The sequence below is a fragment of the Bacillus sp. MM2020_4 genome, assembly GCF_011250555.1.
In the GTDB taxonomy this organism is placed as follows: Bacteria; Bacillota; Bacilli; order Bacillales; family Cytobacillaceae; genus Neobacillus.
Window position 1 is genome coordinate 30,437 of the sequence record NZ_JAANMZ010000008.1, and the last position, 24,101, is coordinate 54,537.

26 protein-coding genes and 1 pseudogene are annotated in these 24,101 nt (G+C 38.7%); 21 read left to right on the plus strand and 6 right to left on the minus strand.

All coding sequences use genetic code 11. The features are described from left to right. Nucleotides 1-296 precede the first annotated feature (296 nt). Nucleotides 297-1,019: a DsbA family oxidoreductase gene (locus tag G6554_RS08225; RefSeq protein WP_166240611.1), complete on the plus strand. Its 723-nt coding sequence runs from the start codon at nucleotides 297-299 to the stop codon at nucleotides 1,017-1,019. A gap of 62 nt (nucleotides 1,020-1,081) precedes the next feature. On the opposite strand, the gene G6554_RS08230 is transcribed toward G6554_RS08225, so the two are convergent. Beyond that, nucleotides 1,082-1,420: a CotG/ExsB N-terminal domain-containing protein gene (locus G6554_RS08230; RefSeq protein ID WP_166240613.1), complete on the minus strand. Its 339-nt coding sequence runs from the start codon at nucleotides 1,418-1,420 to the stop codon at nucleotides 1,082-1,084. 202 nt (nucleotides 1,421-1,622) lie between these two features. Here G6554_RS08230 and G6554_RS08235 point away from each other — a divergent pair, with 202 nt between their 5' ends. Together G6554_RS08235 and G6554_RS08240 are read left to right on the plus strand one after the other, a co-directional pair. Continuing rightward, a complete protein-coding gene (locus G6554_RS08235; protein ID WP_166240615.1) occupies nucleotides 1,623-2,714 on the plus strand; it encodes a CotH kinase family protein in 1,092 nt (363 codons plus the stop codon). Nucleotides 2,715-2,870: 156 nt separating this feature from the next. Beyond that, nucleotides 2,871-3,398: a hypothetical protein gene (locus tag G6554_RS08240; protein ID WP_166240617.1), complete on the plus strand. Its 528-nt coding sequence runs from the start codon at nucleotides 2,871-2,873 to the stop codon at nucleotides 3,396-3,398. Between the two features lie 284 nt (nucleotides 3,399-3,682). Here the strand turns inward: G6554_RS08240 and G6554_RS26325 are convergent. Continuing rightward, nucleotides 3,683-3,850, minus strand: a pseudogene (locus tag G6554_RS26325) (CotG/ExsB N-terminal domain-containing protein); the annotation flags it as partial. Nucleotides 3,851-4,026: 176 nt separating this feature from the next. Between G6554_RS26325 and G6554_RS08245 the strand changes: the two are divergent. The 9 genes from G6554_RS08245 to G6554_RS08285 all read left to right on the plus strand — a co-directional run bounded on the left by G6554_RS08245 (nucleotide 4,027) and on the right by G6554_RS08285 (nucleotide 14,331). Then, complete coding sequence (locus G6554_RS08245; protein ID WP_166240619.1) at nucleotides 4,027-4,968, plus strand: alpha/beta hydrolase; 942 nt, start codon at nucleotides 4,027-4,029, stop codon at nucleotides 4,966-4,968. A gap of 150 nt (nucleotides 4,969-5,118) precedes the next feature. Further along, nucleotides 5,119-6,711, plus strand: a complete 1,593-nt coding sequence (locus G6554_RS08250; protein WP_166240621.1) for a long-chain-fatty-acid--CoA ligase — start codon at nucleotides 5,119-5,121, stop codon at nucleotides 6,709-6,711. Nucleotides 6,712-6,904: 193 nt separating this feature from the next. Beyond that, nucleotides 6,905-8,134: a DUF438 domain-containing protein gene (locus G6554_RS08255; RefSeq protein WP_166240623.1), complete on the plus strand. Its 1,230-nt coding sequence runs from the start codon at nucleotides 6,905-6,907 to the stop codon at nucleotides 8,132-8,134. Between the two features lie 264 nt (nucleotides 8,135-8,398). Further along, complete coding sequence (locus tag G6554_RS08260) at nucleotides 8,399-9,592, plus strand: glucose-1-phosphate adenylyltransferase (RefSeq protein WP_166240625.1); 1,194 nt, start codon at nucleotides 8,399-8,401, stop codon at nucleotides 9,590-9,592. A 131-nt stretch (nucleotides 9,593-9,723) separates the two neighbouring features. Continuing rightward, nucleotides 9,724-10,521 (plus strand): HAD family hydrolase, encoded by a 798-nt coding sequence (locus tag G6554_RS08265; protein ID WP_166240627.1) that lies wholly within the window; start codon nucleotides 9,724-9,726, stop codon nucleotides 10,519-10,521. Between the two features lie 301 nt (nucleotides 10,522-10,822). Beyond that, nucleotides 10,823-12,202 carry a branched-chain amino acid transport system II carrier protein gene (brnQ, locus tag G6554_RS08270; protein ID WP_166240630.1) on the plus strand — a complete coding sequence of 460 codons (1,380 nt, stop codon included), beginning with the start codon at nucleotides 10,823-10,825 and terminating at the stop codon, nucleotides 12,200-12,202. Between the two features lie 134 nt (nucleotides 12,203-12,336). Then, nucleotides 12,337-13,185 carry an ABC transporter permease subunit gene (locus tag G6554_RS08275; RefSeq protein WP_166240632.1) on the plus strand — a complete coding sequence of 283 codons (849 nt, stop codon included), beginning with the start codon at nucleotides 12,337-12,339 and terminating at the stop codon, nucleotides 13,183-13,185. After that, nucleotides 13,186-14,112: an ABC transporter permease subunit gene (locus G6554_RS08280; protein ID WP_166240634.1), complete on the plus strand. Its 927-nt coding sequence runs from the start codon at nucleotides 13,186-13,188 to the stop codon at nucleotides 14,110-14,112. It begins immediately after the preceding gene. Nucleotides 14,113-14,163: 51 nt separating this feature from the next. Then, nucleotides 14,164-14,331: a hypothetical protein gene (locus tag G6554_RS08285; protein ID WP_166240636.1), complete on the plus strand. Its 168-nt coding sequence runs from the start codon at nucleotides 14,164-14,166 to the stop codon at nucleotides 14,329-14,331. Nucleotides 14,332-14,392: 61 nt separating this feature from the next. Here the strand turns inward: G6554_RS08285 and G6554_RS08290 are convergent, their stop codons facing one another. Together G6554_RS08290 and G6554_RS08295 are read right to left on the minus strand one after the other, a co-directional pair. Then, the gene (locus G6554_RS08290) at nucleotides 14,393-15,220 is read right to left on the minus strand and encodes an HAD family hydrolase (RefSeq protein WP_166240638.1); all 828 of its coding nucleotides are present in this window, start codon (nucleotides 15,218-15,220) and stop codon (nucleotides 14,393-14,395) included. Nucleotides 15,221-15,325: 105 nt separating this feature from the next. Then, a complete protein-coding gene (locus tag G6554_RS08295) occupies nucleotides 15,326-15,775 on the minus strand; it encodes a S1 domain-containing RNA-binding protein (protein WP_166240640.1) in 450 nt (149 codons plus the stop codon). A 340-nt stretch (nucleotides 15,776-16,115) separates the two neighbouring features. Here G6554_RS08295 and qoxA point away from each other — a divergent pair, with 340 nt between their 5' ends. The 4 genes from qoxA to qoxD are packed head-to-tail and all read left to right on the plus strand — an operon-like array spanning nucleotide 16,116 to nucleotide 19,901. After that, on the plus strand, nucleotides 16,116-17,015 hold the full coding sequence (gene qoxA, locus G6554_RS08300; RefSeq protein ID WP_166240642.1) for a cytochrome aa3 quinol oxidase subunit II: 900 nt from the start codon (nucleotides 16,116-16,118) through the stop codon (nucleotides 17,013-17,015). A gap of 60 nt (nucleotides 17,016-17,075) precedes the next feature. After that, a complete protein-coding gene (gene qoxB / locus G6554_RS08305) occupies nucleotides 17,076-19,025 on the plus strand; it encodes a cytochrome aa3 quinol oxidase subunit I (protein WP_166240644.1) in 1,950 nt (649 codons plus the stop codon). Beyond that, nucleotides 19,022-19,618: a cytochrome aa3 quinol oxidase subunit III gene (qoxC, locus tag G6554_RS08310; RefSeq protein ID WP_166240646.1), complete on the plus strand. Its 597-nt coding sequence runs from the start codon at nucleotides 19,022-19,024 to the stop codon at nucleotides 19,616-19,618. The genes qoxB and qoxC overlap by 4 nt, the downstream gene beginning before the upstream one ends. Before the next feature lies 1 nt (nucleotide 19,619). After that, the gene (gene qoxD / locus G6554_RS08315) at nucleotides 19,620-19,901 is read left to right on the plus strand and encodes a cytochrome aa3 quinol oxidase subunit IV (protein ID WP_166240648.1); all 282 of its coding nucleotides are present in this window, start codon (nucleotides 19,620-19,622) and stop codon (nucleotides 19,899-19,901) included. A 44-nt stretch (nucleotides 19,902-19,945) separates the two neighbouring features. On the opposite strand, the gene G6554_RS08320 is transcribed toward qoxD, so the two are convergent. Then, nucleotides 19,946-20,191 (minus strand): DUF2207 domain-containing protein, encoded by a 246-nt coding sequence (locus G6554_RS08320; protein WP_166240650.1) that lies wholly within the window; start codon nucleotides 20,189-20,191, stop codon nucleotides 19,946-19,948. Nucleotides 20,192-20,403: 212 nt separating this feature from the next. Here G6554_RS08320 and G6554_RS08325 point away from each other — a divergent pair, with 212 nt between their 5' ends. Further along, nucleotides 20,404-20,724, plus strand: coding sequence for a thioredoxin family protein (locus G6554_RS08325; RefSeq protein WP_166240652.1), 321 nt, complete (start codon nucleotides 20,404-20,406; stop codon nucleotides 20,722-20,724). 63 nt (nucleotides 20,725-20,787) lie between these two features. Here G6554_RS08325 and guaC read toward each other — a convergent pair whose 3' ends face one another. Then, nucleotides 20,788-21,771, minus strand: coding sequence for a GMP reductase (guaC, locus tag G6554_RS08330; protein WP_166240654.1), 984 nt, complete (start codon nucleotides 21,769-21,771; stop codon nucleotides 20,788-20,790). Between the two features lie 210 nt (nucleotides 21,772-21,981). Between guaC and G6554_RS08335 the strand changes: the two genes are divergently transcribed. From G6554_RS08335 to G6554_RS08345, 4 genes are all read left to right on the plus strand, one after another. Beyond that, complete coding sequence (locus tag G6554_RS08335) at nucleotides 21,982-22,461, plus strand: hypothetical protein (RefSeq protein WP_166240656.1); 480 nt, start codon at nucleotides 21,982-21,984, stop codon at nucleotides 22,459-22,461. Nucleotides 22,462-22,550: 89 nt separating this feature from the next. Next, the gene (locus G6554_RS25980; RefSeq protein WP_278187280.1) at nucleotides 22,551-22,685 is read left to right on the plus strand and encodes a hypothetical protein; all 135 of its coding nucleotides are present in this window, start codon (nucleotides 22,551-22,553) and stop codon (nucleotides 22,683-22,685) included. Nucleotides 22,686-22,715: 30 nt separating this feature from the next. Next, entirely contained in the window at nucleotides 22,716-22,862 is a 147-nt protein-coding gene (locus tag G6554_RS08340; RefSeq protein WP_166240658.1) for a hypothetical protein, read from the plus strand. Between the two features lie 142 nt (nucleotides 22,863-23,004). Further along, a complete protein-coding gene (locus G6554_RS08345; protein ID WP_166240660.1) occupies nucleotides 23,005-24,006 on the plus strand; it encodes an LLM class flavin-dependent oxidoreductase in 1,002 nt (333 codons plus the stop codon). The last annotated feature ends 95 nt before the right edge of the window (nucleotides 24,007-24,101 follow it).

Sequence of the window (24,101 nt, forward strand, 5' to 3'; positions counted from 1 at the left end):
TTTATCGAGGTTATTATTTCCAACTATAAAAAATATATGTTTTCGGATTCATCTCTTTTTGTGGATAGTTGGAAATAGCTAAAGGGGATGAGAAATTATCTAGCAAACCCATTTTCCAAAGATCAATTTTATCCGGACGAATCCTGATACAGGTCTTGTTGTAAATTCTACTACAATAGTGGAAATCCTTTTCATAATCAAATGTCTATTTGATTTTTCACTTGAGCACATTGTATTGGTTTTTAAATGAGGTATGGTACTATATTCGTAACCTAAGGAAAATGAGGTGTAATGTGATGAAAATTGAAGTGTGGTCTGATTATGTTTGTCCGTTTTGTTATATTGGGAAACGCAGGTTAGAAGAGGCGTTAAATCAATTTCCTCATAAAGATCAGGTAGAGGTGGAATTTAAGAGCTTCGAGCTTGATCCGAATTCATCGACATACAGTGGTCAAAATATCCATGAGGTATTGGCAAAAAAATATGGCATGAGCCTAGAACAGGCTAAACAAGCCAACAATGGTGTCGGCCAGCAGGCTGCTACCGTGGGATTAACGTTTAATTTTGACGAGATGAAGCCGACAAATACGTTTGATGCCCATCGTATAGCAAAGTTTGCAAAAAAACATGGGAAAGAACCAGTTCTCTCTGAAAAATTGCTTCAAGGCTATTTTACTGCAGGGAAGGATATTGGAGATATCGAAACGTTGGCTGACATGGCTGAAGCTTCAGGGTTAGATCGCCAAGAAGTCTTAGCAGTTCTTCAAGATAAAACCGCCTTTGCCAATGAAGTACGTGCAGATGAAGGGGTAGCCCAGCAGTATCAGATTACCGGTGTACCGTATTTTATTATTAATTCTAAATACGCCATCTCCGGTGCACAGCCGATTGAAACATTCAAAGGTGCCTTGGAAAAGGTTTGGGAGGAAGAAGCTCCTGCCCCTGTTCTGCAGGATCTTTCTACAGAAGATGATGTCAGCTGTGCTGATGGCAGCTGTGTCATTCCTGAGAAGAAATAATCAAGCAAAGAAAAATGGGAAAGGAGCAATTGCTTCCTTTCCCATTTTTCTTTGCTGGACATTTATTTTCGATTTCGAACACAATATTCCCACATATTCCCATCTCGCCAACAACTTCTTGTTTGTTCATTGCCACGAGATGTGTTCCGCCAACCCGAGCAGCATCTCCTAGTCGTTTTTCTCGACGTACGTCTTCTTGACGTATTTCTTCGAGTCGTGTTTCTATTTCTAGAAGTATCTCTACTCGTCGTTCTTCTTCGTGATGTTATTTGTCGCCGTGTAGTTCTTCGACGTGATGTCCCGCGATTTTGTCCTGGGTCTCTGAACATAAAGTCTCCGAATCCACCGCGTCTTACCTCATCTGCGGCATTTTGAATCTCCTCGGGTGAAAATTCACTCATTTTAGCACCTCCTTTAATTCTAGAAAAGAGAGCACGAAAGCTATTGACATATTTTTCGCCTAAAACTCACTCTTCTTTTACCAATTTACGTCTGTATAGTTGTACATGTTTGGGACAAACGCCTATGATTTGAAAAAATGCAAGCTAGTCGTGACCTCCCTTCGTTTTCCTTCATAGAAATAAGGGAAGGAGGAAATAGAACATGGACGAGGTTACAGGCATTCCGCAATATAAGCTTTTTATTAAACCAATAGATCTTAAGGAACTAAGAAGAGACATTTGGATTGATGAGCCGGTTCCCGCTCAATTAACGATAGAGGGTAAAAGGCTTGAGGTTGATTTAAGCTACCGTGGGTCACATATTCGTGATTTTTCCAAGAAGTCTTACCAAATTGCTTTTTATAATCCGAAAAGGTTTAAAGGTTCTAACCAATTCCATCTGAACGCTGAATACAAGGATCCATCACTTATCCGAAACAAGTTGTCCTTCGATTTTTTCTCAGAGATTGGCGTGCTATCCCCTCAATCGAGGCATATTTTTTTGACCTCAAATGGAAGGGCTGAAGGGGTTTATTTGGAACTCGAATCGGTGGACGAAAACTTTTTAAAAAGAAGGAACCTGGCAGACGGAAGTATCTTTTACGCGGTGGATGGTGATGCAAACTTTTCATTAATGAGTGATTTAGATAAAATCACGAAGACTTCCTTGGAATTAGGCTATGAAAGAAAATATGGAATTGCTGAAAATGATTATTTCTTACAAGAATTTATCTTTAACATTAATACCCTTTCACAGACTGATTTTGAAAAAGAAATACGAAAATATGTTGATATTGATAAATATCTCCGCTGGATCGCTGGGATTATTTTCACATCAAACTATGATGGATTTGTTCATAACTATGCACTTTATCGGAATGGAGATACGGGGTTATTTGAAGTGATACCTTGGGATTACGATGCAACATGGGGTCGTGATGTAAATGGAAAGGAAATGGAAGCGAATTATGTCCCAATTGATGGTTTTAATACATTAACGGCCAGGCTACTAGACACAGATGTTTATCGAAAAAATTACAGGAAACTGCTTGAAGAAATCATGAACCATCAATTTACTAATGAATTTATGATGCCTAGGGTTGAAAAATTACTTCAGCTGATTCGTCCCTTTGTGCTACTGGACCCTTATAAGAAACAAATGATTGATGACTTTGATCAGGAGCGAGAAGTGATTGCTAACTATATCGAGGAAAGAAGAATATACTTACAAAGGAAGATAACGATATTGGAATAGGGAAATCAAAAAGATGCCTTTGGCATCTTTTTGATTTCCGATATATATAAAGTTTACCGTCTAACTGGTCTCCAAATATTGTCTTCCAAAATATAGCCTTCCACTTCAAAATTATCATTTGGTGTTGCGCTCCAGCCAAAATTGTCTTGTCTGGCATTGCTCCAACGCGAACGATTACAGCATCTGAATCCACTTCGTCTGGAAGTATTCCTTCTGGAAGTATTTCTTCTAGAAGTATTTTGTCTGGAAGTATTCCTTCTAGAAGTATTTTGTCTGGAAGTATTCCTTCTAGAAGTATTTCGTCTAGATGTATTCCTTCTAGTGGTAACCATCATAGAAGTTTGGCGATTTCTAGTTGTATTGCGTCTAGAAGTCACCCTGCCAGAAGTAGGTAGAGTTCTGGAAGTATTGCGTCTAGAAGTCACCCTGCCAGAAGTAGGTAGAGTTCTGGAAGTATTGCGTCTAGAAGTCACCCTGTCAGAAGTAGGTAGAGTTCTGGAAGTATTGCGTCTAGAAGTCACCCTGCCAGAAGTAGGTAGAGTTCTGGAGGTGTTGTGTCTAGAAGTCACCCTGCCAGAAGTAGGTAGAGTTCTGGAGGTGTTGCGTCTAGAAGTCACCTTGACAGAAGTAGGTCGATTTCCGGAAGTATTGTGTCTAGAAGTAACTGTCACAGAAGTAGGCTGATTTCTGGAAGTAATGTGTCTAGAAGTAACTGTCACAGAAGTAGGCCGATTTCTGGAAGTAAAGTGTCTAGAAGTAACTGTCACGGAAGTGGGCCGATTTCTGGAAGTAATGTGTCTAGAAGTAACTGTCACAGAAGTAGGCCGATTTCTGGTAGTGGTTCTTCGAGCAATGGTTTGCTGAACGGGCTTTGCAGAAATTCTTCGAGAAGTGTTGCGGTGTTTGGGTGGTTTTGGCCCAGGATGTTTTTTATGATGAGTTCTCTTTTTTGATCCGGGATCATTAAACATGTGTTTTCCATGCCCGGATCTTTTTACTTCCTCTGCAGCCCTTTGAATATCCTCTGTAGAAAAGTGTCTCATTATTTCACCTCGTATTAATCTTGAATCGGGAAGACAGAGAGCACTGAAGCTCGTCTCCTGTTCTTTTACTAATCTACGTAAAGGTAGTCCCATTTGTATGGGGGAATTGCTCAATTACCAAAAAAGAATCTATAAAAATAACATTAAAGAGGTGGCAGACGTAAAAAGGGTGTCAGGCACCATTAAAAAGTAAATTTATTGAAGGATATAAAGCATCTTGCACGAATTAAAGTAATGTAAGAATATTCCACGCGGAAGAGGTCGATAATATGTCTCTTGATCCACAAACGAAAATGATATTAGAATTCTTTGCGACAGCTGGTGCACCACCACTGGAAGCGTTAGCACCGGAAATGGCAAGGCAGGCATTCACATTGCCACAGGGAGATCTAGAACCCGTCGGCAGAGTAGAAAATCGGACAATCCCTGGACCTGAGTCAGAAATCCCTGTTCGTGTTTATTATCCTAAGGAAGTGCAGCCATATTCACCTGCTATTGTTTATTACCATGGCGGCGGCTGGGTTGTGGGTAATCTAGATTCACATGAAAATATCTGTAGGGCTCTAACTAATATCGCGAATTGCGTGACGATTTCAGTTGATTACCGCCTGGCACCTGAACATAAATTTCCGGCAGCCGTTTATGACTGCTATGCAGCTGTTGAATATGTTTATGATCATGCTGAGGAATTTCAAGTAGATCAAAACAGGATTGCGGTCGGCGGTGACAGTGCCGGGGGAAATCTAGCCGCGGTCATAACAAATATGGCCAAGGACAAAAACAAACCTGCTATTTGTTTTCAATTACTCCTATATCCAGCTACGAATATCTTGGGCACTCCATCAGCATCGAAGGTAAATAATGCAGAAGACTATTTTTTAACACAAGGAACAATGGAATGGTTCCGTGATTGCTATATAAATGCTGGGGAGGAAGATACACCGCTTTTATCGCCCATTCTTTATGAAGATGTTCGCGGCCTGCCACCTGCACTTGTGATTACAGCAGAATACGACCCGCTAAGAGACGAAGGCGAGGAATACGCAAAAAAACTGGCAGATGCCGGTGTTGAAGTAGAATTGACACGGTATGATGGTACGATTCATGGATTTATCAGCATGGCCGGGGTTATCGGCTTAGGAAAAGCAGCCCTCGAACAGTCTGGCACCGCATTAAAAAAATCTTTCAATAAACAGACGATAAAAAAATAAATAAACGATTAAGGCAGTAATTTATTTCAAAACTGCCTTTTTGTTGTGCTTATATATACAAGAAAAAGAATATGCAAAATTTAAAGGATTTTGTTAAATCCTTGGTGAAATTATTAAGTGAATATTCAAATACTTAGAGGAGCTGATGACATGTTTGCCCCATTAACCCCATTGGATTGGAAACGTAGAGCGGTTAAATATTATCCGCAAAAAACGGCTGTAATAGACGGTGACAAGGAATTTACCTATCAGGAATTTGGACATCGGGTTGACCAGCTTTCGGCTGCCTTACAGCAAGCTGGAATCGGAGCAAGTGATCATGTTGCGGTGATGCTGCCCAACACCCATTATATGCTGGAATGCTTCTATGGTATTTGTCAGCTAGGTGCTGTTATGGTTCCGTTGAATTACCGGCTTACAGCAGAAGATTTGGAATACATTATTCGTCACAGTGACGCAAGGATGTTAATTGTCGATGAAGAATTTTCTGGTCCAATTGAGAAAATTATCGAAAATCTTTCCTTGGAACAAGTTATTATTGTCCATATTGCAGGATATGAAACATCCTTAAATGGGGTAGCTTATGAGGATTTCCTTCAGCATGCCCCGCAAAATGCTACATTACCGGAAATAGAAATCGATGAAAATCAGCTTCTTACCTTAAATTACACCAGTGGAACTACCTCAAAGCCAAAGGGTGTGATGCTTACGCATCGTGGTAATTACCTGAATGCTGCTAATTTTTTGTATCACCTTAATGTAAAGCCTGATGACGTGTATTTACATACATTACCGATGTTTCATGCAAATGGCTGGGGGGGTGTCTGGGCGATAACAGCTGCTGGTGGTACGCATGTATGTTTGCGAAAAGTTGACCCGCCGCTGATTCTTGAATTATTTGAGCAAAAAAATATCTCCTTGTTATGTGGTGCCCCGACTGTTGTCAATATGCTTGTGAATGATCCAAAGGCAAAAGAGGTGAAGATCAAGACAAGTCCACGGATGGCGACTGCTGGTGCACCACCTGCAGCGGCTTTGATTCATAAAGCCCAAGAGATTCTTGGACTAAATATGGTTCATGTGTATGGTTTGACGGAAACCTCACCCTTTATCCTCTATTGCGAGTGGAAAAAAGAATTTGATACTAAATCTGCCGATGAACAAGCAATGATTAAGGCAAGGCAAGGAATTGAACTCGCTTTCAATGGAGAAACAAAGGTCGTTCATCAAGATGGTGAGGAGGTTGCATGGAATGGACGAGAGCTTGGTGAAATTGTGACCCGCGGCAATGTGGTGATGGCTGGTTATTACAAAGATCAACAAACAACTGCGGCCGCTATCCGCGACGGCTGGTTCCATACCGGCGATTTAGCTGTCACCCATCCTGACGGATTCATTGAAATTCATGATCGGGCCAAGGATTTGATCATTTCTGGAGGAGAAAATATTTCTTCTACAGAGGTTGAAGGGGTTTTGTATAAACATCCTGCAGTCCTAGAAACAGCCGTTATTGCTATTCCTGATGAAAAGTGGGGCGAGGTTCCGAAGGCAATTATTGTCCTGCAGCAAGACGCAACCGTGACAGAAGAAGAAATTATCCAGTTTTGCCGTGCAAACATGGCTCATTTTAAAGCACCAAAAGATATTGAGTTTGTGGAAGCACTGCCAAAAACTGCAACGGGAAAACTACAAAAATATCGTTTACGGGAAATGTATTGGAAAGGCCCAAAGAAAGTAAATTAAATAATGAATATACTGTAAAAGGGTAGTGATGGGGTAAATCACTGCCCTTTATTGCGCTGATTATTCGTTCTTAAAGTTTTCACAATTAAGAGTGTACCAATGATGTTTATCACAAACAAACAATTTACGAAGTGATAAGTTATTAATGAGAAATATTTCACAATTACGTAGTACAGTGAAGGAGAATCCTAAAATGAGTGAATTCATTAATAACCGTGAAAACTTATCTACTACAAATACAGAACGGATGACAATGTTAAAACAAATATTTCAAGACCTACATAATGGTCGAAACCTTGATGAGGTAAAGGCGCATTTCGATGCTTATATTGGAAAAATTACAGTGGATGAAATTTCCCAGCTTCAGCATGATTTTGTCGAAGGAATTTCGGCTGCGGAACTGCAGCGCTTATACGCCCAGCATACGGCTATATTTAAGGGTTCGATTGAAGAGGAGAAGGTAGAACAAGTGAAAAAGCCGGAAGATCGGCCGGGTCACCCTGTTCATACCTTTAAACTGGAAAATCAAGAACTGGATAAATTACTGAAAACGCAGCTTCAAATCCACCTTTGGCAATTTGAAAAAGAAGATTCTGCTGAACATGTCTTTAAGCTATTGGAAGATGTAAATCTCTTGCTTGATATCGATAAGCATTACAGCCGTAAGGAGAATTTGATTTTTCCGTATTTAGAAAAATACGGAATCTATGGCCCAACTACCAACATGTGGCGGATAGACGACTTTATCCGTGACGGCATTAAAGAAGCAAAACAAAAACTGGCTACTTATAATGGTGATAAGCAAGCCGTTATCGGAATAATGAATTATGTCATTCAAGAAGTAGGAGAAATGATTTACCGCGAAGAAAACATCCTTTTCCCAATGGCTTTGAAAAATCTCACGGAAGACGAATGGGTGAAAATTGCCCATGAAAGTGATGAAATTGGCTTTTGCCTCACCGCTCCTGCTGAAGAATGGAAGCCCGATCGGAAAGGGTTGGACGAAAATACTATCTCTGAAGGATTTATAAAAATGGAGACCGGGGTTCTATCATTAAAACAACTTGAACTGGTGTTAAACCATTTACCAGTAGATATTACTTTCATTGATCAGGATGATGTTGTCCGCTATTTCTCACACGGGAAAGAAAGAATCTTCGCGCGGACAAAAGCAGTAATTGGCCGGACGGTTCAAAATTGCCATCCGCCAAGAAGTGTCCATGTAGTGGAAGAATTGCTTGCTGAATTTAAATCAGGTAAGAAAGATAGTGAAGACTTCTGGATACCATTTAAGGATAAATATGTTTATATTCGTTACTTTGCTGTTCGGGATGAAGACGGAAAATACGTTGGTACTCTAGAATTTACCCAAAATATAGCCCCAATAAAAGTAATCGATGGCGAAAAGAGAATATTATCTTAGTAAACTAAACTGCCTGGAAACCGCGACGGCAAATCGTGGGATTCCGGGCAGTTTTTAATTCGCTGTAAACCTAAAAATATCGACAAGTCTAGTCAAATCAAGAGTAAGGCCACAATTTATGTCGATAAAAAAGCAGGACAAATTCACAAAGCTGTAACAGGTTACACGAAAAAATGGAAAAAATCGGTGATAATAAGAGTAGAAGAAGAACATTTTATACAGGCGGCATACAGGTTCAAAAATAATTTTTCGAGGAGGAGGAAAATGAAAAAGCAAAACTGGATTGCGTTATTGTTGGCTGGTGGTAAGGGGACAAGATTGAATCTACTGACCAAAACACTTGTGAAGCCGGCCGTGCCCTTTGGTGGGAAATACCGAATCATTGACTTTGCTTTAAGTAATTGCCAAAACTCAGGAATTGAGACAGTCGGAATTTTAACGCAATACAAGCCCTATGTGTTGCATGCCCATCTCGGCCAATACAGCTATTGGAATTTGTATAATCAAAATGGCGGTTTAACCATCCTCCCACCCTATCAACGCAGTAATTCCGGGGTGGAGTGGTATGAGGGGACATCACATGCTGTGTATCAAAATATTGAATTCATTGAGCAAAATAACCCAGATTATGTTGCCATTTTGTCTGCAGATCAAATTTATAAGATGGATTATTCAGTGATGCTAGAACAGCATATTGAAACAAAAGCGGATTGTACCATCGCGGTTGTTGAGGTTCCATGGGAAGAGGCAAGCCGCTTTGGGCTCATCAATATTGATAGGCAAACCTACAAAATTATTGATTTTAAGGAAAAACCGAATAGACCCTCGTCAAATCTTGCCTCGATGGGAATTTATATTTTTACATGGAAGATTTTAAAAGACTATTTACAACTGGAGGAACAGAAGGAATGTACCAATCGCGATTTTGGCAAGGATATTATTCCTTCGATGCTGTCTGATGGATTACAGCTTTATGCATACTATTTTGATCAATATTGGAGGGATGTTGGCACGGTCCACAGCTACTGGGAGGCGAATCTGGATTTATTGAAAGGAGAGAATAATATTTTTCTGCAGAATCCTAAATGGCAGATTCATACGGTTGAACATCATGAGCCGCCATTGTTTTTAGCCGAAAGCGCAAAGATCCATCAAAGCTTGATTAGTGAAGGCTGCGAGGTTTACGGGTCGATTGAAGATTCAGTTTTATGTAATGGCGTGAAGGTAGGAAAGGGGGCAAGGATTAAAAACGCGGTAATTTTGCCGCATACCACTATTGAGGAGAATGCGTGGATTGAAAATGCCGTGGTCGGAAGTCAATCATTAATCAAGAATGGCGTAATTATTGTCTCTAAAAATCCAGATGAAAATTTAATGGTAGTTGGAAATAACGAGACCGTCGATCCAACCATTCAGGATGATTTAACTCCTAATCATGTGATATCTGTGACGTCGTAGCAGGATGTTACTAAAAAGTGTATGACGAAACTCTTTCATACACTTTTTTGAATTTTTTGCAAAATTATTTGCTTTAAAGTAGTAAAATGGTAAACTAGTAAAAATAGTTTTGAAAGAAGGGTGTGAGGTTCATGATAAAAGCGATATTTTTTGATTTAGATGATACATTACTTTGGGATCAAAAGAGTGTTAAAGATGCGTTCGCTTCAACATGTAAAGCAGCTGAAAATCGGTACGGCGTTGATGCTGATCAATTGGAAGATGCTGTTCGTGAGGCAGCGAGAAAACTTTACTCTTCCTATGATTTTTACCCTTTTACGCAAATGATAGGAATTAATCCATTTGAAGGGTTATGGGGTAATTTTTTGGATGAAAATGATTTTAATTTTATGAAGATGAAAGAAACGGCTCCTGTTTATCGGAAAGATGCCTGGACAACAGGGCTAAGGATAATGGGAGTGGATGACCCTGACTTTGGCGAATGGTTAGCAGAGCTTTTCCCGCAGGAAAGGAGAAAGTCTCCGATTGTATACGAGGAAACCTTTACAACACTTGACCTCTTAAAGGGAAAATTTAAGCTTCTCTTGTTGACAAATGGCTCACCCGATTTACAAAATACGAAACTAGAGATAACGCCAGAACTTGTCCCTTATTTCGATGAAATTGTGATTTCCGGTGCTTTTGGCAAAGGAAAACCTGATCCATCCATTTTTGAACATGCTTTGTCACTTCTTTCGGTGAAGAAAGAGGAAGTTATAATGGTTGGAGATAACCTGATGACCGATATTCTAGGTGCTAACTGTGCTGGCATTAAAACGGTTTGGATCAATCGTCACAAAAAAGAGCGAAATGAAGTCATTCCTACATATGAAATTAAGCAATTGGAAGAGCTGTTTCCAATCTTAGAAAACCTTCGGGATGGTATTTAATAGAAAAATTGTATGGATTAGAAAACCTTTGCCAGTCACATTACTCAGGTAGAGGTTTTTTCGTTTGATTTTGTTTTTCTGGATAACATTGTCGCGAGCCCTATCCTTTAATACCTACATTGATAAACATTGATAATATTTATACAACAGTATGTTTTTGTCATTTCGAAATTGTCTAAATAATCCCCAAAATAGGTTGAATTTCTTCCGTGGGAATAGTATTATTAGTTCCGGAAATAGTTCAATGATTGATAGTATATTTACACTATCAGTATTTTTACAATAGGGTGGGGCAGTTTATATGCAAAATAAATTACCGTTTTCAAGGTATTTCATTATAGGTGTTATGTTGTTTGCGTTATTCTTTGGTGCCGGGAACTTAATATTTCCGGCTGGACTGGGGCAAGTGGCAGGAACAAACATTTGGATGGCAATAGGAGGATTTTTAATTACCGGTATCGGCCTGCCGTTCCTTGGGATTTTGGCGATGGGCTTTTCTGGTAGTAAAAACTTACAGGAACTTGCGGGGCGGGTTCATCCTGTTTACGGGATCATCTTTACCTCACTACTCTATTTAACAATTGGGCCATTTTTTGCCGCACCAAGAACAGGTGCTGTAGCCTATGACATCGGGATTGCACCGGTCGTTGGAGAGAGATTTGGACATGCGGGTTTAATTATTTTTACCTGTGTTTTCTTTATTGTTACACTGTGGTTCTCATTAAATCCTGCTAAGATAGTGGACAACGTGGGAAAAATCCTGTCGCCTGGAATCATTATTCTCCTTTTGGTTTTATTAGTGATGGTTGTGGTAAAACCAGTCGGTTCCATTGGCGTACCCCAGGAATCCTATGTTAACGGGGCGTTCATGAAGGGGTTAATGGAAGGGTATAACACGATGGATGCCCTCGCATCACTTGTATTTGGGATTATTGTCATCAATGCGATCCGTTCGATGGGAATAACGTCTACACGCGGAATTCTAACGGCATCAGCTAAATCTGGAATTGTAGCCATCGTTTTTCTTGGTATCATCTATGTCGGCATTGCCTATCTTGGCGCAACAAGTACAGAAGCTTTCGGTCTGTTTGATACCGGAGGACCAGTCCTTGGCAAGGCGGCCTCCTATTATTTTGGTTCAGTAGGAACGGTTATGTTATCGATCGTTATTATCTTAGCCTGTCTAACAACAAGTATCGGATTGATGACGGCTTGTGGGGAATACTTCCATACAATCTTTCCTAAAGTCAGTTATAAAGTATGGGTAGTTTTCTTTTCACTAGTGTCATTTGCTGTCGCAAACTTTGGGTTATCAAACATCATTCACTTCTCCATTCCAGTGTTAATGTTGTTATATCCATTGGCAATCGCATTGATGTTACTGACATTCCTATCAAAAATTTTTCACCATTCAAGGATTGTATATGCATCCGCTATTACGGTCACATTTATGATCAGTGTGATTGATGGTTTCAAAACATTCTGTGATTTGCTTGAAATCGGCTATTTTGGCTGGTTACAATCGATTATTTCATTTTATGAAAAGATATTGCCCTTATACAATGATGGACTTGGCTGGTTGCTTCCTGTTTTTATTGCCATCTTGATTTCAGGTTGTATCGTTTGTTTTCAGAATTTCTCAGCACTTCGGCTAAAAAATAAAACAGAAGGCGTTCTTTAACATCTCCCCATGGTGGAGATGTTTTTTTTGCAGGAAATTATAGCCAGATGATGGAGGAATCGGTATAATTAGTTTAGTTTACTGACTATTTATTGTTTTAAAATAATTATCGAATAGATGAAGAGGAAGTCCTAATGAAAATAGTTAAAAAAATAGGTTCCCTGATATTACAGTGTTTCATCGGTATAGAGGTGCTTATCCTAATCGCAGCATTTCCTGTTTTATTTGCCAATATATCTTTTCATTTCACTGAATATTTTCATGCCATCTATGAGCTTAATAGTAAAGTCTTTACTTTAGGAGACTTTCTAACAGGAGATGGTAAAAGTTCATTATTTCCGTTTATTATAGAGAGCTATTTCGAGTCTATGAAAATATTAGGTTTGGGCATTGTGGCTGCATTCTTCACTTCTTTCCTGATTACCTATCTATCATTCATGCTGTTTCGCAAAAGAATGAAAGTGATTAAATATGTACTAGAGTTAGCAGAATCGGTCCCGGACTTAATGTTTATTCTCCTATTACAAATGGCGGTCATTTTGATTTATCAAAAAACCGGAATAAAGCTGGCCCAGGTTGTTTCTGTAAGGGAAAAGGCTGTTTTGTTGCCCATCATCAGCATCAGTATTCCGATTAGTTTTTACATAACAAAAATCCTTATCCATCATATTGAGAAAGAATTGGAGAAATCCTATATATCCTTAGCTGTGGCAAAAGGATTGTCGTTTCCATATATATTGAATCTCCATATCCTCAGAAATATTGCTGATGGGATGTTTGGGGCCTCAAAAACAATTTTCTGGTCGATGCTTTCCACACTATTAGTGATTGATTATTTATTTAATATGAATGGCCTGCTGAGAGTTATGGGAACCGGGAGGGACCCATTTATTATTGGCTGCCTTATGATTTTTGTCCCATTTTTTATTCTCTATCGTCTCTATGAATGGATTAGCTTTGATAACAGAAAGGATCAAGGGTAGATGGCTATATTTTTATTGAAAAGAAAAAGATTTATGGTTAGTGTTTTATTTCTTGTTACACTGTTTACCTGGAGTATCATAAATAACGGGGACATTCGACAACTGCGGTTTCATACCGATGAAAGAGGAAACCTGATTGATGCGCCGCCCTATCCTCCCTTGACAGTCTTTCTCCTGGGATCCGATAAATACGGCTATGATCTCGGGCAAATGATGATTGAAGGAGCCAAATATACGATCGGAATCACGCTGTTGGTGGCCATTTTAAGGATGATTTTGTCGATTATTATGAGTGCTTTTATTTATTCATTGAGACCAAGAATATACTCTGTATTAAAGAGTATATTCGAACCATTTTCGGTCGTCCCACAGACAATCATTGCCTATTTTATCCTCCATACTGTGTTATGGATGCCAATCGAAGGGTTTTCAACTCCTTTTTGGCAGCGGGCCTTATTTGAAACTATTATTCTTGTTATCATTGCGATTCCAAATTTGACCATTCACCTTTCAGGTGAAATGAGGCAAGTGGAGAAAGAACCATTTATTGAGGCAGCAAAAATACTTGGGGCAAGCAAGACTAGTGTCTTTTTCAAGCATATTGTCCCACATGTGTATGAAAAGTGGATTTTGCTATTCGGACAACAATTTATTCAATCCCTGCAGCTTCTGGCCCACCTTGGCTTTTTGAACCTTTTCTTCGGTGGTTCCTTCATCGCCTATGGCGAGAGTATCGATCCCCCACGTTCCATTTCATATGAATGGTCTGGTGTTATTGGTTCAAGCATTAGTTATATTTTCTCTTATCAATGGATTATTTTAGTCCCGATTGGATTTTTTATGTTAACCGCTATTAGTGTGGCGCTCATCAATGATTCGGTGAAGGCATTTTTTCAAAATAAGGCAATTAATCAAGCGAAAAGATGAGTAGATTTTAACGGGGTGCAATCATTACCAAACCTCTGGGGAGGAAAATAGATGTTACGAAGGGTAATTGCCGTTACGGATGATGAGACAAGTATTAAAGATGCGATAAAAGAGGTATTAAGGTCGAAACATAAGGGGTATGAAGTTGCCCTGGATTTAACAAGAATAAAAAATAAGGATCGAAGAAAAGAAATCATGAAGCTGTTAACAAAGTATTAAAGGGGGGTTGAACCACGTAAAACGAGCCTTTCCAATAAACTGGAAAGGCACGTTTTTTCCTTTAATTTGCCGTTATTTTCACTTCACTTTTAAGCAATGGCAAAAGATGACGAACAGCATAGGCAAAACCATCTTCATCATTGGTCTTTGTGATAATATCTGCTTTTTGTTGCACATGGGACGGGGCATTTCCCATGGCAACAGAAGTAGTAGCAACTTCAAATTGAGCAAGATCGTTGCCGCCATCGCCAAACGCAATAATTTCATCAAAAGATAGACCCATCATGTCTTGGTACCGTAATAATGCTTTGCCTTTATGGGCTTCACTCGAGGTGATTTCTACATTATTCGGAAAAGAAGAGGCCGTTGAAATCGGATAATTTCCGGCTAAGGCGGCTTTCACTTCAGCAATAGTATCAAGCTGGTCTTGATGAACTAAAGCAATCAGTTTATAGATTTTTAGATTATCTTTTTCTAGAATGGCATCATAATTAAATTCCTGAAATAGGGTATCAAGTTCTTGTTTTGTCTTCCCATGCAATGGGGGAAGGGTGGAGGGGAAGCCCCCGTGATTGGTATAGACGAGAATCCCCACACCTAATCCCTTAAGAATCGAAAATATTTCTTTATAAGTTGAAATGGGTAGGGTTGCTTCAAACAGCAGTTCTCTTGTCTTCGTATATAAAACAGAACCATTTACACAAAAAAGTGGCACCTCCATATTTTGGATGGCTTTTAGCTTAATGACATCGGTGTATGCCCGTCCCGTATTCATAATCAGGCAATGGCCTTGTTCTTGAAGCTCGTTTAAGGCTTTTACGTTCTCTTCGGTAACTTCATGATCTGAGTTTAATAACGTGCCATCAAGATCAATTGAAATGCATTTCATAGGATCGTATCATTCCTCTCATTTTATATTTTATCTTAACGTAAAGGGCAAGCCTATTTATGCAGGCTTGCCCTTATCTATATGATCTATGAAAAACGCAGAAGGTTATCCGCGTCTTCCGCCCCGCCCGCCTCGTTTTGATTCAGTGTTGCGTTTGAGGCTAGATAAATTCTCTTCACTTGACTTTAAAAACTTAGACACTTTATCTTCAAAACTTTCCCTCGGTTTGAATTGACCTTTTGAACGAAAGTCTTTGGAACGGTTATCCGTTCTTCCTTGACGCGGTGGTCGTTGAGAATAAGAAGATGTTTGTCCCTCTGGTTTTTCGATTGCTTTTTTGATGGATAAGGCAGTTTTTCCGTCCTTTTCACTAATAACTTTTACTTCGACTAGGTCGCCAATTTTCAGATGATCATTAACATCCTTTACATAGCTGTCTGCGACCTCACTAATATGCACGAGACCTGTTGAGCCTCCTGGTAATTCTACGAATGCTCCAAAATTAGTGATGCCTGTTACTTTACCTTGTACTTTACTGCCTACTTCGACTGACATGGAAATATAGTTCCCCCTCAATAATGTTAAAGACACCTTATTATAACAAATAATTACGAAAAAGAATATCCTCTTTATTTTTAAAGAGTAAATGGTTTTTTTAATAAAAAAGATAAACTTATTTATGATAGTAAATCTTCATCTGAAAAGCTAATGATACGCATCGAAAAATTATCATGAAAAGGGGATTATGAACATTCAGTGACACATGTGGTGTTTTGGTGTCATTTCTTCAAGAATGATATTAATATAGAACTACGAAATGTGATTTAAATCACATATCTTTTAAAAAGAGTATGCTTTGGTTTTATAGAATAATGGAAAGGGGATCTACCAAAAAATGAAATGGGCTTTATTGACACTACTTTTTACTATAGCCACTGTGTTAACAGGTTGTGAACCATTAATGGTCCTGGATCCGAAAGGACCTCAAGCTGAAAGACAGGCAAGTGACATCTTGTTATCTATTGGAATTATGTCATTTATTGTCATAGTCGTTTTTGCTATTTTAGTATTTGTTTTAATCAAATATCGTGCCTCTAATCAAGCAGTAGACTATGAACCACCTCATATAGAAGGGAATCCATGGGTTGAAGCGATTTGTGTAGGAATTCCTATTATTATTGTTGCTTATTTTTCTTTCGTTTCTGTTCAAAGTAACTACATTGTTGAGGCAACACCGAAAGGTTATGAGGATCAAAAACCGTTAGTTATTTATGCATCATCATCGGACTGGAAATGGCATTTTAGTTATCCTGAAGAGAATATTGAAACGGTTAATTATTTGTATATTCCAACTGACCGACCAATTGAATTTAAGTTATATTCATATGGGCCGATTACAAGTTTCTGGATTCCGCAGCTTGGAGGGCAAAAATACGCGATGTCTGATATGATTACCACTCTCCATTTAGCAGCTGATGAACCAGGTGAATTTATGGGGCGGAATGCAAACTTTAGTGGAAAAGGATCGGCTGAAAATACGTTTAACGTTACCGCCATGTCGCAGGATGATTTTGACGATTGGGTGGGGGAAGTGAAAGATACTGCTAAACCACTAACAGAAGGTAAATTTGATGAATTGTTGAAACCTGGGCACCTAGGACAGATGACGTTTACAGGAACACACTTAGGCTTTTTACCACCACCAGGAGAGCATGGTAATCATGACTCATCAGACACAGAAGAAGCGAAACCTAACTCAGATAAACATTCTGATCACAGTATGATGAATCATTAAACTAAAACGAAGACTGGATCAAACAGTAAGTAATATTATCTCGGAAGGAGTATAAATCGGATGGAATTTTTTGAACGATTCGCTATACCCAATCCAAGCCCGGTAATCTATGCCTCTATGGTTGCCATTGGTCTGGTTGTGATCGCAATTATAGCTGGATTAACCTATTTTAAAAAATGGGGATATCTATGGCGCGAATGGTTAACAACCGTTGACCATAAACGGATTGGTATGATGTATTTAATTTCTGCGTTGTTAATGTTGTTCCGTGGCGGTGTGGATGCCATTATGATGCGTGCTCAGCTTTCTGCACCTGAAAATAAATTGCTAGATGCGCAACACTATAATGAAATATTTACCACACACGGTGTCGTTATGATTATCTTTATGGCGATGCCATTCATATTTGCTTTCATGAACTATCTTGTTCCATTACAAATTGGAGCCCGTGATGTTGCGTTTCCACGTTTAAATGCCATTAGTTTCTGGTTGTTTTTTATGGGGGCAATGTTATTTAATATCTCTTTTGTTATTGGTGGTTCGCCTGATGCAGGATGGACATCCTATTTCCCGCTTGCAGGTACTGAATTCAGTGAATCAGTAGGGACGAATTATTATATGATTGCTATTCAAATATCGGGACTTGGTTCATTAATGACAGGTATTAATATGTTAACGACCATCATGAAAATGAGAGCACCTGGTATGACATTAATGAAAATGCCAATGTTTACATGGTCTGCTTTAGTTTCTAATCTTATCATTGTGACTGTTTTTCCTGTATTAACCGTTGCACTTGCAATGGGAACCATGGATCGATTATTTGCAACGAATTTCTTTACAACAGAAAATGGCGGTATGGATATGCTCTGGGCAAACTTGTTCTGGGTTTGGGGACATCCCGAAGTGTATATCTTAATTTTACCAGCCTTCGGTATTTATAGTGAGATTATTTCCACATTCTCAGGACGTAACCTCTATGGGTACAAATCAATGGTTTGGTCAATGGTTCTTATTTCAGTCCTTTCATGCTTTGTCTGGGCTCACCACTTCTTTACCATGGGCCAAGGGGCTGCATCGAACAGCTTCTTTTCCATCACAACCATGATGATTTCCGTCCCGACAGGGGTGAAGATTTTTAACTGGTTATTTACCTTGTGGAAAGGGAAAATTCGCTTTACCGTCCCAATGCTATATTCAATCGGTTTTATTCCGCTTTTCACTATTGGCGGTATGACGGGCGTAATGCTGGCCATGTCAGCTGCTGATTATCAATATCATAATACTATGTTCTTAGTTGCTCATTTCCATAATACGATTATCCCTGGAGTGGTTTTCGCCATGCTGGCAGGTTTTACGTATTACTGGCCAAAAATGTTCGGCTTCATGTTAAATGAAAAAATTGGTAAATGGACCTTCTGGCTGCTTTCTATTGGCTTTGTGTTAGCATTCTTCCCGATGTATATCACTGGGTTAGACGGGCAGGCACGAAGGATGTACACGTATTCTGAGTCAACTGGTTATGGTCTTTTGAATATGGTTTCATTTGTTGGCGCAGGGATCATGGCGATTTCCTTCATTTTAATCGTATACAATATTTATTACAGTATTCGGTATTCACCAAGAAATATTGGAAGCGACCCTTGGGATGCGCGTACATTAGAATGGGCTACACATACTCCTGTACCAGAATATAACTTTGCCATTACACCAGAAATTCATTCAAGTCAGCCATTCTGGGATGCTAAGAAAAATAAACATCCGTTATTCTCAGGTGAATTGGAAAAAATCCATATGCCTAACAACAGCGGAGTTCCGTTTATTATGTGTTCTATCTTCTTCATATTGGGCTTTTCGTTCATATTTGCGATCTGGCCGCTTGTCATTATTTCAACAATTGGAATCATTGCATGTTTGGTATACCGCTCATTTGAAAAAGATCATGGACGACATATATCAATAGAAGAAATTAAAGAAACAGAGGAAAGATTAGGGGGGGCTAAAAGATGAATGTAGATCACTCGCAACCTCTTGAATATAGCACTGGTCAAAATAAATTGAATATTTTCGGTTTCTGGATTTTTCTTGGAGCCGAAATTATGCTATTTGCAACACTTTTTACTACGTATTTTACATTAGAGAATAGAACAGGTAACGGCCCTGCCGGATTAGAAATTTTTGAAATAACGCCAGTATTAATTGAAACAATCCTGCTGTTAACAAGTAGTTTTACAATTGGACTTGGTATACATGCAATGCGGATAGGTAAGAAAAAAGCAATGATGACGTTCTTTGCCATTACATTATTGCTCGGTCTTGCGTTCCTAGGGTTCGAAATTGAAGAGTTTCTTACGTATATTCATGACGGGGCTAGTATTCAAACAAGTGCATTTACTGCAAGCCTACTGACCACATTAGGAACTCATGGAGCTCACGTAACATTTGGGTTGTTCTGGGGATTAGCAATCATGGTACAAGTGAAAAAATATGGGTTAACTCCAGAAACAACAAATAAATCATTTATCTTTTCACTTTACTGGCATTTCTTAGATGTCGTCTGGATCTTTATCTTCAGCTTCATTTACTTGAAAGGAATGATGTAAAATGAAAGAATTATTCCCAGCTAAACAAATAATGGGGTTTGTATTTTCTTTACTACTAACAACTGTTGCTCTTGCTGTTTACTTTTTAGATATGTCATTCACGGTAGGAATGACGATTCTTGTTGTAACAGCTTTCATACAAGCAGGCGTGCAGCTAATTGTGTTTATGCATGCTGGGGAAACTGAGGATAAGTTGTCTATTTACGGGAATGTTTACTTCATGATTTTCATTGCTTTGCTTACGGTATTTGGTACATTATTCCTCTTTAAATGGGATATGTGAGATAAATAAGAAAACAAAATGGAGCGTCGATGATCTCGGCGCTCCTATTTTCTTTTTACAGATTCAAACTGGATCCTTTTCTCTGTTGTTTTCAGCATTTCTTCTGTCACGACAAAAAATATTCCCATTAGAAAGATGAAAACGGCGCCAACGATGATTCCGATTGCAATACCTGTTAAATTACTGTAACCGTTTCCAAAAAAACTGTAGAAAAATGTCGCAATACCAATAGCTAATAATAGTCCGCCGAAAATCTTAACTGTATTTAGGATTTTTTCATTTACCTTCATATTCCACATCCCCCTTTTTATATATTATTCCCGTTGTTCACATAATTGTCAAAATTAATTTTAATAAACGGTTGAAAAATTTTTCGGAATTGGATTTATCTTTCGGCAGTGTAAGTGGAAGGATAGAAATAAGTTTAATTCCTTGATTTCTAGCACCAATGATTTTAATCTAATATGGCATCATACAAACAATGAAATAGGGGCGAATGTACATGAAAGAAGTAAAAACCGAACAAGAATACCGTGAGCAAATCGCAAAAGATGAACTAACTGTGGGTATTTTTACCACTACTTGGTGTCCGGACTGTAAACGGTTAGCAATGTTCATTGATGAAGTAATTGAAGAGAACCATGATAAGCAATGGATTAAAGTGGACCGTGACGAATTTCCGGAAATTTCTGAGGAACAAAATGTGATGGGGATCCCTTCATTATTGGTTTTTAAAAACGGGGAAAAGTTGGCTCATTTACATAGTGCGAATGCTAAAACACAAGACCAAGTTAGAGAATTCATTAACAATTTTTCATCATAAAATAGTAAAAAAAAGTGTCCTCATGAGTGTATTCATGAGGACATTAATCTTAGGGATATTATCTTAATAGATCTTATCGCCATTAAAAATAGAATTTTTCACGACGACATAATCTACGTTACGAATGGCTTCTAATTTGTTGCCACCTGAATAGGAAATGGATGATTGAAGATCTTGCTCCATTTCGATTAACGTATCCATTAATGCGCCTCTATATTCGACAAACATTTTTTTGCCTTCTACATTTTTCTTTTCCCCTTTTTGGAATTCCGATGCGGAACCAAAGTATTCTTTATAGAGCTTGCCATCTTTTTCAACGGTTTCACCTGGAGATTCTTCATGGCCGGCAAATAAAGAACCAATCATGACCATCTTCGCTCCGAATCTAACAGATTTAGCGATATCACCATGTGTTCGAATTCCACCATCAGCAATGACAGGTTTGCTTGCTGCCTTTGCACACCAACGAAGTGCGGCTAATTGCCAGCCACCAGTTCCAAAACCAGTCTTAATCTTCGTAATACACACCTTTCCTGGTCCAATGCCCACTTTTGTTGCATCTGCACCAGCATGTTCCAATTCTCTTACTGCTTCTGGAGTACCAACATTACCGGCAATCACAAAGCTTTGAGGTAATAATTTTTTAATATGCTTAATCATTTCGATCACTGCATTGGAATGACCATGCGCAATATCGATTGTTATGAATTCAGGCGTAAGCTGTGCAGCGGCTAATTGTTGGACAAATTGATATTCTTCCTCTTTGACGCCTACACTAATTGAAGCGATCAATCCACGAGATTTCATATCTTTAATGAAAGAAAGGCGTCTTTCAGGTTCGAAACGGTGCATGATATAGAAGTAACCATTTTCTGCTAAGTAAATGGAAATCTTTTCATCGATAATAGTTTGCATATTTGCGGGAACCACAGGTAATTTAAAGGTATAACTACCTAAAGTGACAGATGTATCACACTCTGATCGGCTATTTACTATACACTTTGCAGGAACCAATTGAATATCTTCGTAATCAAATACATTTTCCATGAATTGCACCCCTAAACACGAATATTTAAGATTAATAACTTATTATTGTTCGTACATTTGCTAATTTACATTATTTTTATTAGCTTGTCAAAGGTTTCGATGTTATTTTTACTAAATTTGCAGATTTTTATTAAATATTAAAGACAAATAAGGTAAACGTCGTGGATGCCCCTTTCATAAGATACATTATCTGAAATACGGGGTGATTTCTTGAAGCGTTGGTTGAAAGCCATTATTTTACTTTATTTATCTCTTTTGTTTTTCGGTAGTTTTTTGGCAATAACTGTTCTAATGGCAGGATTTCTCGAAAAAACACTGCCATTCATTCCCCAAATTAAGAATTTCCTTTTCTATTTCTTTTCGGGAGCCATTGGAGGGTCACTAAGGCATCTCTATATGTTCTGTTCTCATTATATGGAGGACGAATTACAAGATTATCGTAAATGGATTATGTATATTTTTTATCCTATTTTCGCAACAGGAACGGCGGTCATGGCAGTCACCTTAATTCGAAGCGGATTCCTTCAAATTGAATTCACTAATTATGGGGATACGCCATACGGAGCAATAAGCATCGCATTTATTGTAGGATTTAGCTTCAACCGGTTTCTTAATTTACTAAATGCCGTCTCAAAAAATTTATTCAAATCAAAGAAGGGTCAGCAGGGCAATTCAGAAATCGATAATTGATACTCTTTTAGTCAACATAAAAAGTATTATAGAGATCAATACTAAATCGGAATGCATGTTCAAAAACAGTCATGGAAGGAGAGCAGAGAATGGATCAGCGATATAGCACTGATGATGATGCTACTGTGGAATTAAAAAAGGCTCTTCAAAAAAGTAAACCTAGAAGCAATATCAAAATGAGTGAAGCAGAGGTAAGGATGAAAAAGCAAGCCAAGAAAAGTTAAGTTAAGTGACATACTATTTGGAGGTAACCCATGAAAAAGCAAAATCCAATTGAATTCAACGGTCGGGTATTGGATCAAAGAAATACCCTAACTGGCCCTGACGATGCAGGAAAAGGATTTTACCCAGAACGACCACAAAATGTGCCCATTCAGCAGGGAAAGAGTAAAAAGGGTTAAGAGTCTTTTACGAAAGGGAGGGGTAAACCTTCTCTTTTTCTTATGGATAACCGGCAGGAGTCCTGCATAGGCATTTAAGTTTAATTCTTATATTCCTATTGGTATGATGGGAGTGTACTCCTAATAGAAAGGACAAATGAATATGGCAACCATTCAATTACCAGTGTCTGTCTTAAATTTAGCCCCCATACGCGAGGGACATAGCCCGAAAGAAGCGATCGATGCCATGGTGGAACTAGCACAAGCAGTTGAAAAAATGGGCTATCAGCGCTATTGGATTGCAGAGCACCATAATACGCCTACACTTGTCAGTTCTGCCACGTCTATTTTAATCAAACATACATTAGAACATACTGATCACATCCGGGTGGGATCTGGCGGTGTGATGCTACCCAATCATTCACCATTAGTTGTAGCCGAACAATTTGGAACAATGGCAACGATTTACCCAAATCGTGTGGATCTTGGGCTTGGCCGAGCTCCCGGCACGGACATGATGACCGCAAGTGCTTTAAGGCGCTCGAAAAATGATTCTGTTTATACATTTCCTGATGATGTTAATGCCTTGCTTACCTATTTTGGTCCTGAAGAAAGGCAAAGTTATGTGAGAGCCTATCCAGGTGTCGGTACGAATATTCCAATTTATATTCTCGGTTCGTCAACAGATTCTGCCTACCTAGCTGCAAGATTAGGTTTGCCATATGTATTTGCATCCCATTTTGCGCCAAGGTATATGGAAGAAGCGATATCAATTTATCGCAGTCGTTTCCAGCCTTCTGAGTACTTAGATAAGCCCTATATGATGGTCTGTTTAAACGTTATTGCTGCTGAAACGGATGAGGAAGCAAATTGGCAGTCGACAACGATGCAGCAATTTTTCCTTAATGTAGTAAGAGGTTCAAGAAATCCGTTGCAACCTCCTGTTGAGAACATGGATGAGATTTGGAATTCAGCGGAGAAGGATATGGCATCATCGATGTCTAGCGTGACCCTAATGGGCAGTAAAGAGACAGTCAAACAACAACTCATTCATTTCCAAGAAAAATATAACGTTGATGAACTCATGGCGGTATCCTATATTTATGATCTTGACAAACAAAAACGTTCGTATGAAATTTTAAAAGAGATTGTGGACGGTGAATAGATTTTACCATCACAAAAGGCATGTACATTAAGTAAGATTTAGTTCATAAAAAAGAATAGAACGGTACTATCTGACTAAAAATGGAGGTCATTCTT

Bases quoted from the DNA above. Each gene is read 5' to 3' on its own strand.
- G6554_RS08225 (WP_166240611.1), top strand. From the start codon at position 297: ATGAAAATTGAAGTGTGGTCTGATTATGTTTGTCCGTTTTGTTATATT.
- G6554_RS08230 (WP_166240613.1), bottom strand. From the start codon at position 1,420: ATGAGTGAATTTTCACCCGAGGAGATTCAAAATGCCGCAGATGAGGTA.
- G6554_RS08235 (WP_166240615.1), top strand. From the start codon at position 1,623: ATGGACGAGGTTACAGGCATTCCGCAATATAAGCTTTTTATTAAACCA.
- G6554_RS08245 (WP_166240619.1), top strand. From the start codon at position 4,027: ATGTCTCTTGATCCACAAACGAAAATGATATTAGAATTCTTTGCGACA.
- G6554_RS08250 (WP_166240621.1), top strand. From the start codon at position 5,119: ATGTTTGCCCCATTAACCCCATTGGATTGGAAACGTAGAGCGGTTAAA.
- G6554_RS08255 (WP_166240623.1), top strand. From the start codon at position 6,905: ATGAGTGAATTCATTAATAACCGTGAAAACTTATCTACTACAAATACA.
- G6554_RS08260 (WP_166240625.1), top strand. From the start codon at position 8,399: ATGAAAAAGCAAAACTGGATTGCGTTATTGTTGGCTGGTGGTAAGGGG.
- G6554_RS08265 (WP_166240627.1), top strand. From the start codon at position 9,724: ATGATAAAAGCGATATTTTTTGATTTAGATGATACATTACTTTGGGAT.
- brnQ (WP_166240630.1), top strand. From the start codon at position 10,823: ATGCAAAATAAATTACCGTTTTCAAGGTATTTCATTATAGGTGTTATG.
- G6554_RS08275 (WP_166240632.1), top strand. From the start codon at position 12,337: ATGAAAATAGTTAAAAAAATAGGTTCCCTGATATTACAGTGTTTCATC.
- G6554_RS08280 (WP_166240634.1), top strand. From the start codon at position 13,186: ATGGCTATATTTTTATTGAAAAGAAAAAGATTTATGGTTAGTGTTTTA.
- G6554_RS08285 (WP_166240636.1), top strand. From the start codon at position 14,164: ATGTTACGAAGGGTAATTGCCGTTACGGATGATGAGACAAGTATTAAA.
- G6554_RS08290 (WP_166240638.1), bottom strand. From the start codon at position 15,220: ATGAAATGCATTTCAATTGATCTTGATGGCACGTTATTAAACTCAGAT.
- G6554_RS08295 (WP_166240640.1), bottom strand. From the start codon at position 15,775: ATGTCAGTCGAAGTAGGCAGTAAAGTACAAGGTAAAGTAACAGGCATC.
- qoxA (WP_166240642.1), top strand. From the start codon at position 16,116: ATGAAATGGGCTTTATTGACACTACTTTTTACTATAGCCACTGTGTTA.
- qoxB (WP_166240644.1), top strand. From the start codon at position 17,076: ATGGAATTTTTTGAACGATTCGCTATACCCAATCCAAGCCCGGTAATC.
- qoxC (WP_166240646.1), top strand. From the start codon at position 19,022: ATGAATGTAGATCACTCGCAACCTCTTGAATATAGCACTGGTCAAAAT.
- qoxD (WP_166240648.1), top strand. From the start codon at position 19,620: ATGAAAGAATTATTCCCAGCTAAACAAATAATGGGGTTTGTATTTTCT.
- G6554_RS08320 (WP_166240650.1), bottom strand. From the start codon at position 20,191: ATGAAGGTAAATGAAAAAATCCTAAATACAGTTAAGATTTTCGGCGGA.
- G6554_RS08325 (WP_166240652.1), top strand. From the start codon at position 20,404: ATGAAAGAAGTAAAAACCGAACAAGAATACCGTGAGCAAATCGCAAAA.
- guaC (WP_166240654.1), bottom strand. From the start codon at position 21,771: ATGGAAAATGTATTTGATTACGAAGATATTCAATTGGTTCCTGCAAAG.
- G6554_RS25980 (WP_278187280.1), top strand. From the start codon at position 22,551: ATGGATCAGCGATATAGCACTGATGATGATGCTACTGTGGAATTAAAA.
- G6554_RS08340 (WP_166240658.1), top strand. From the start codon at position 22,716: ATGAAAAAGCAAAATCCAATTGAATTCAACGGTCGGGTATTGGATCAA.
- G6554_RS08345 (WP_166240660.1), top strand. From the start codon at position 23,005: ATGGCAACCATTCAATTACCAGTGTCTGTCTTAAATTTAGCCCCCATA.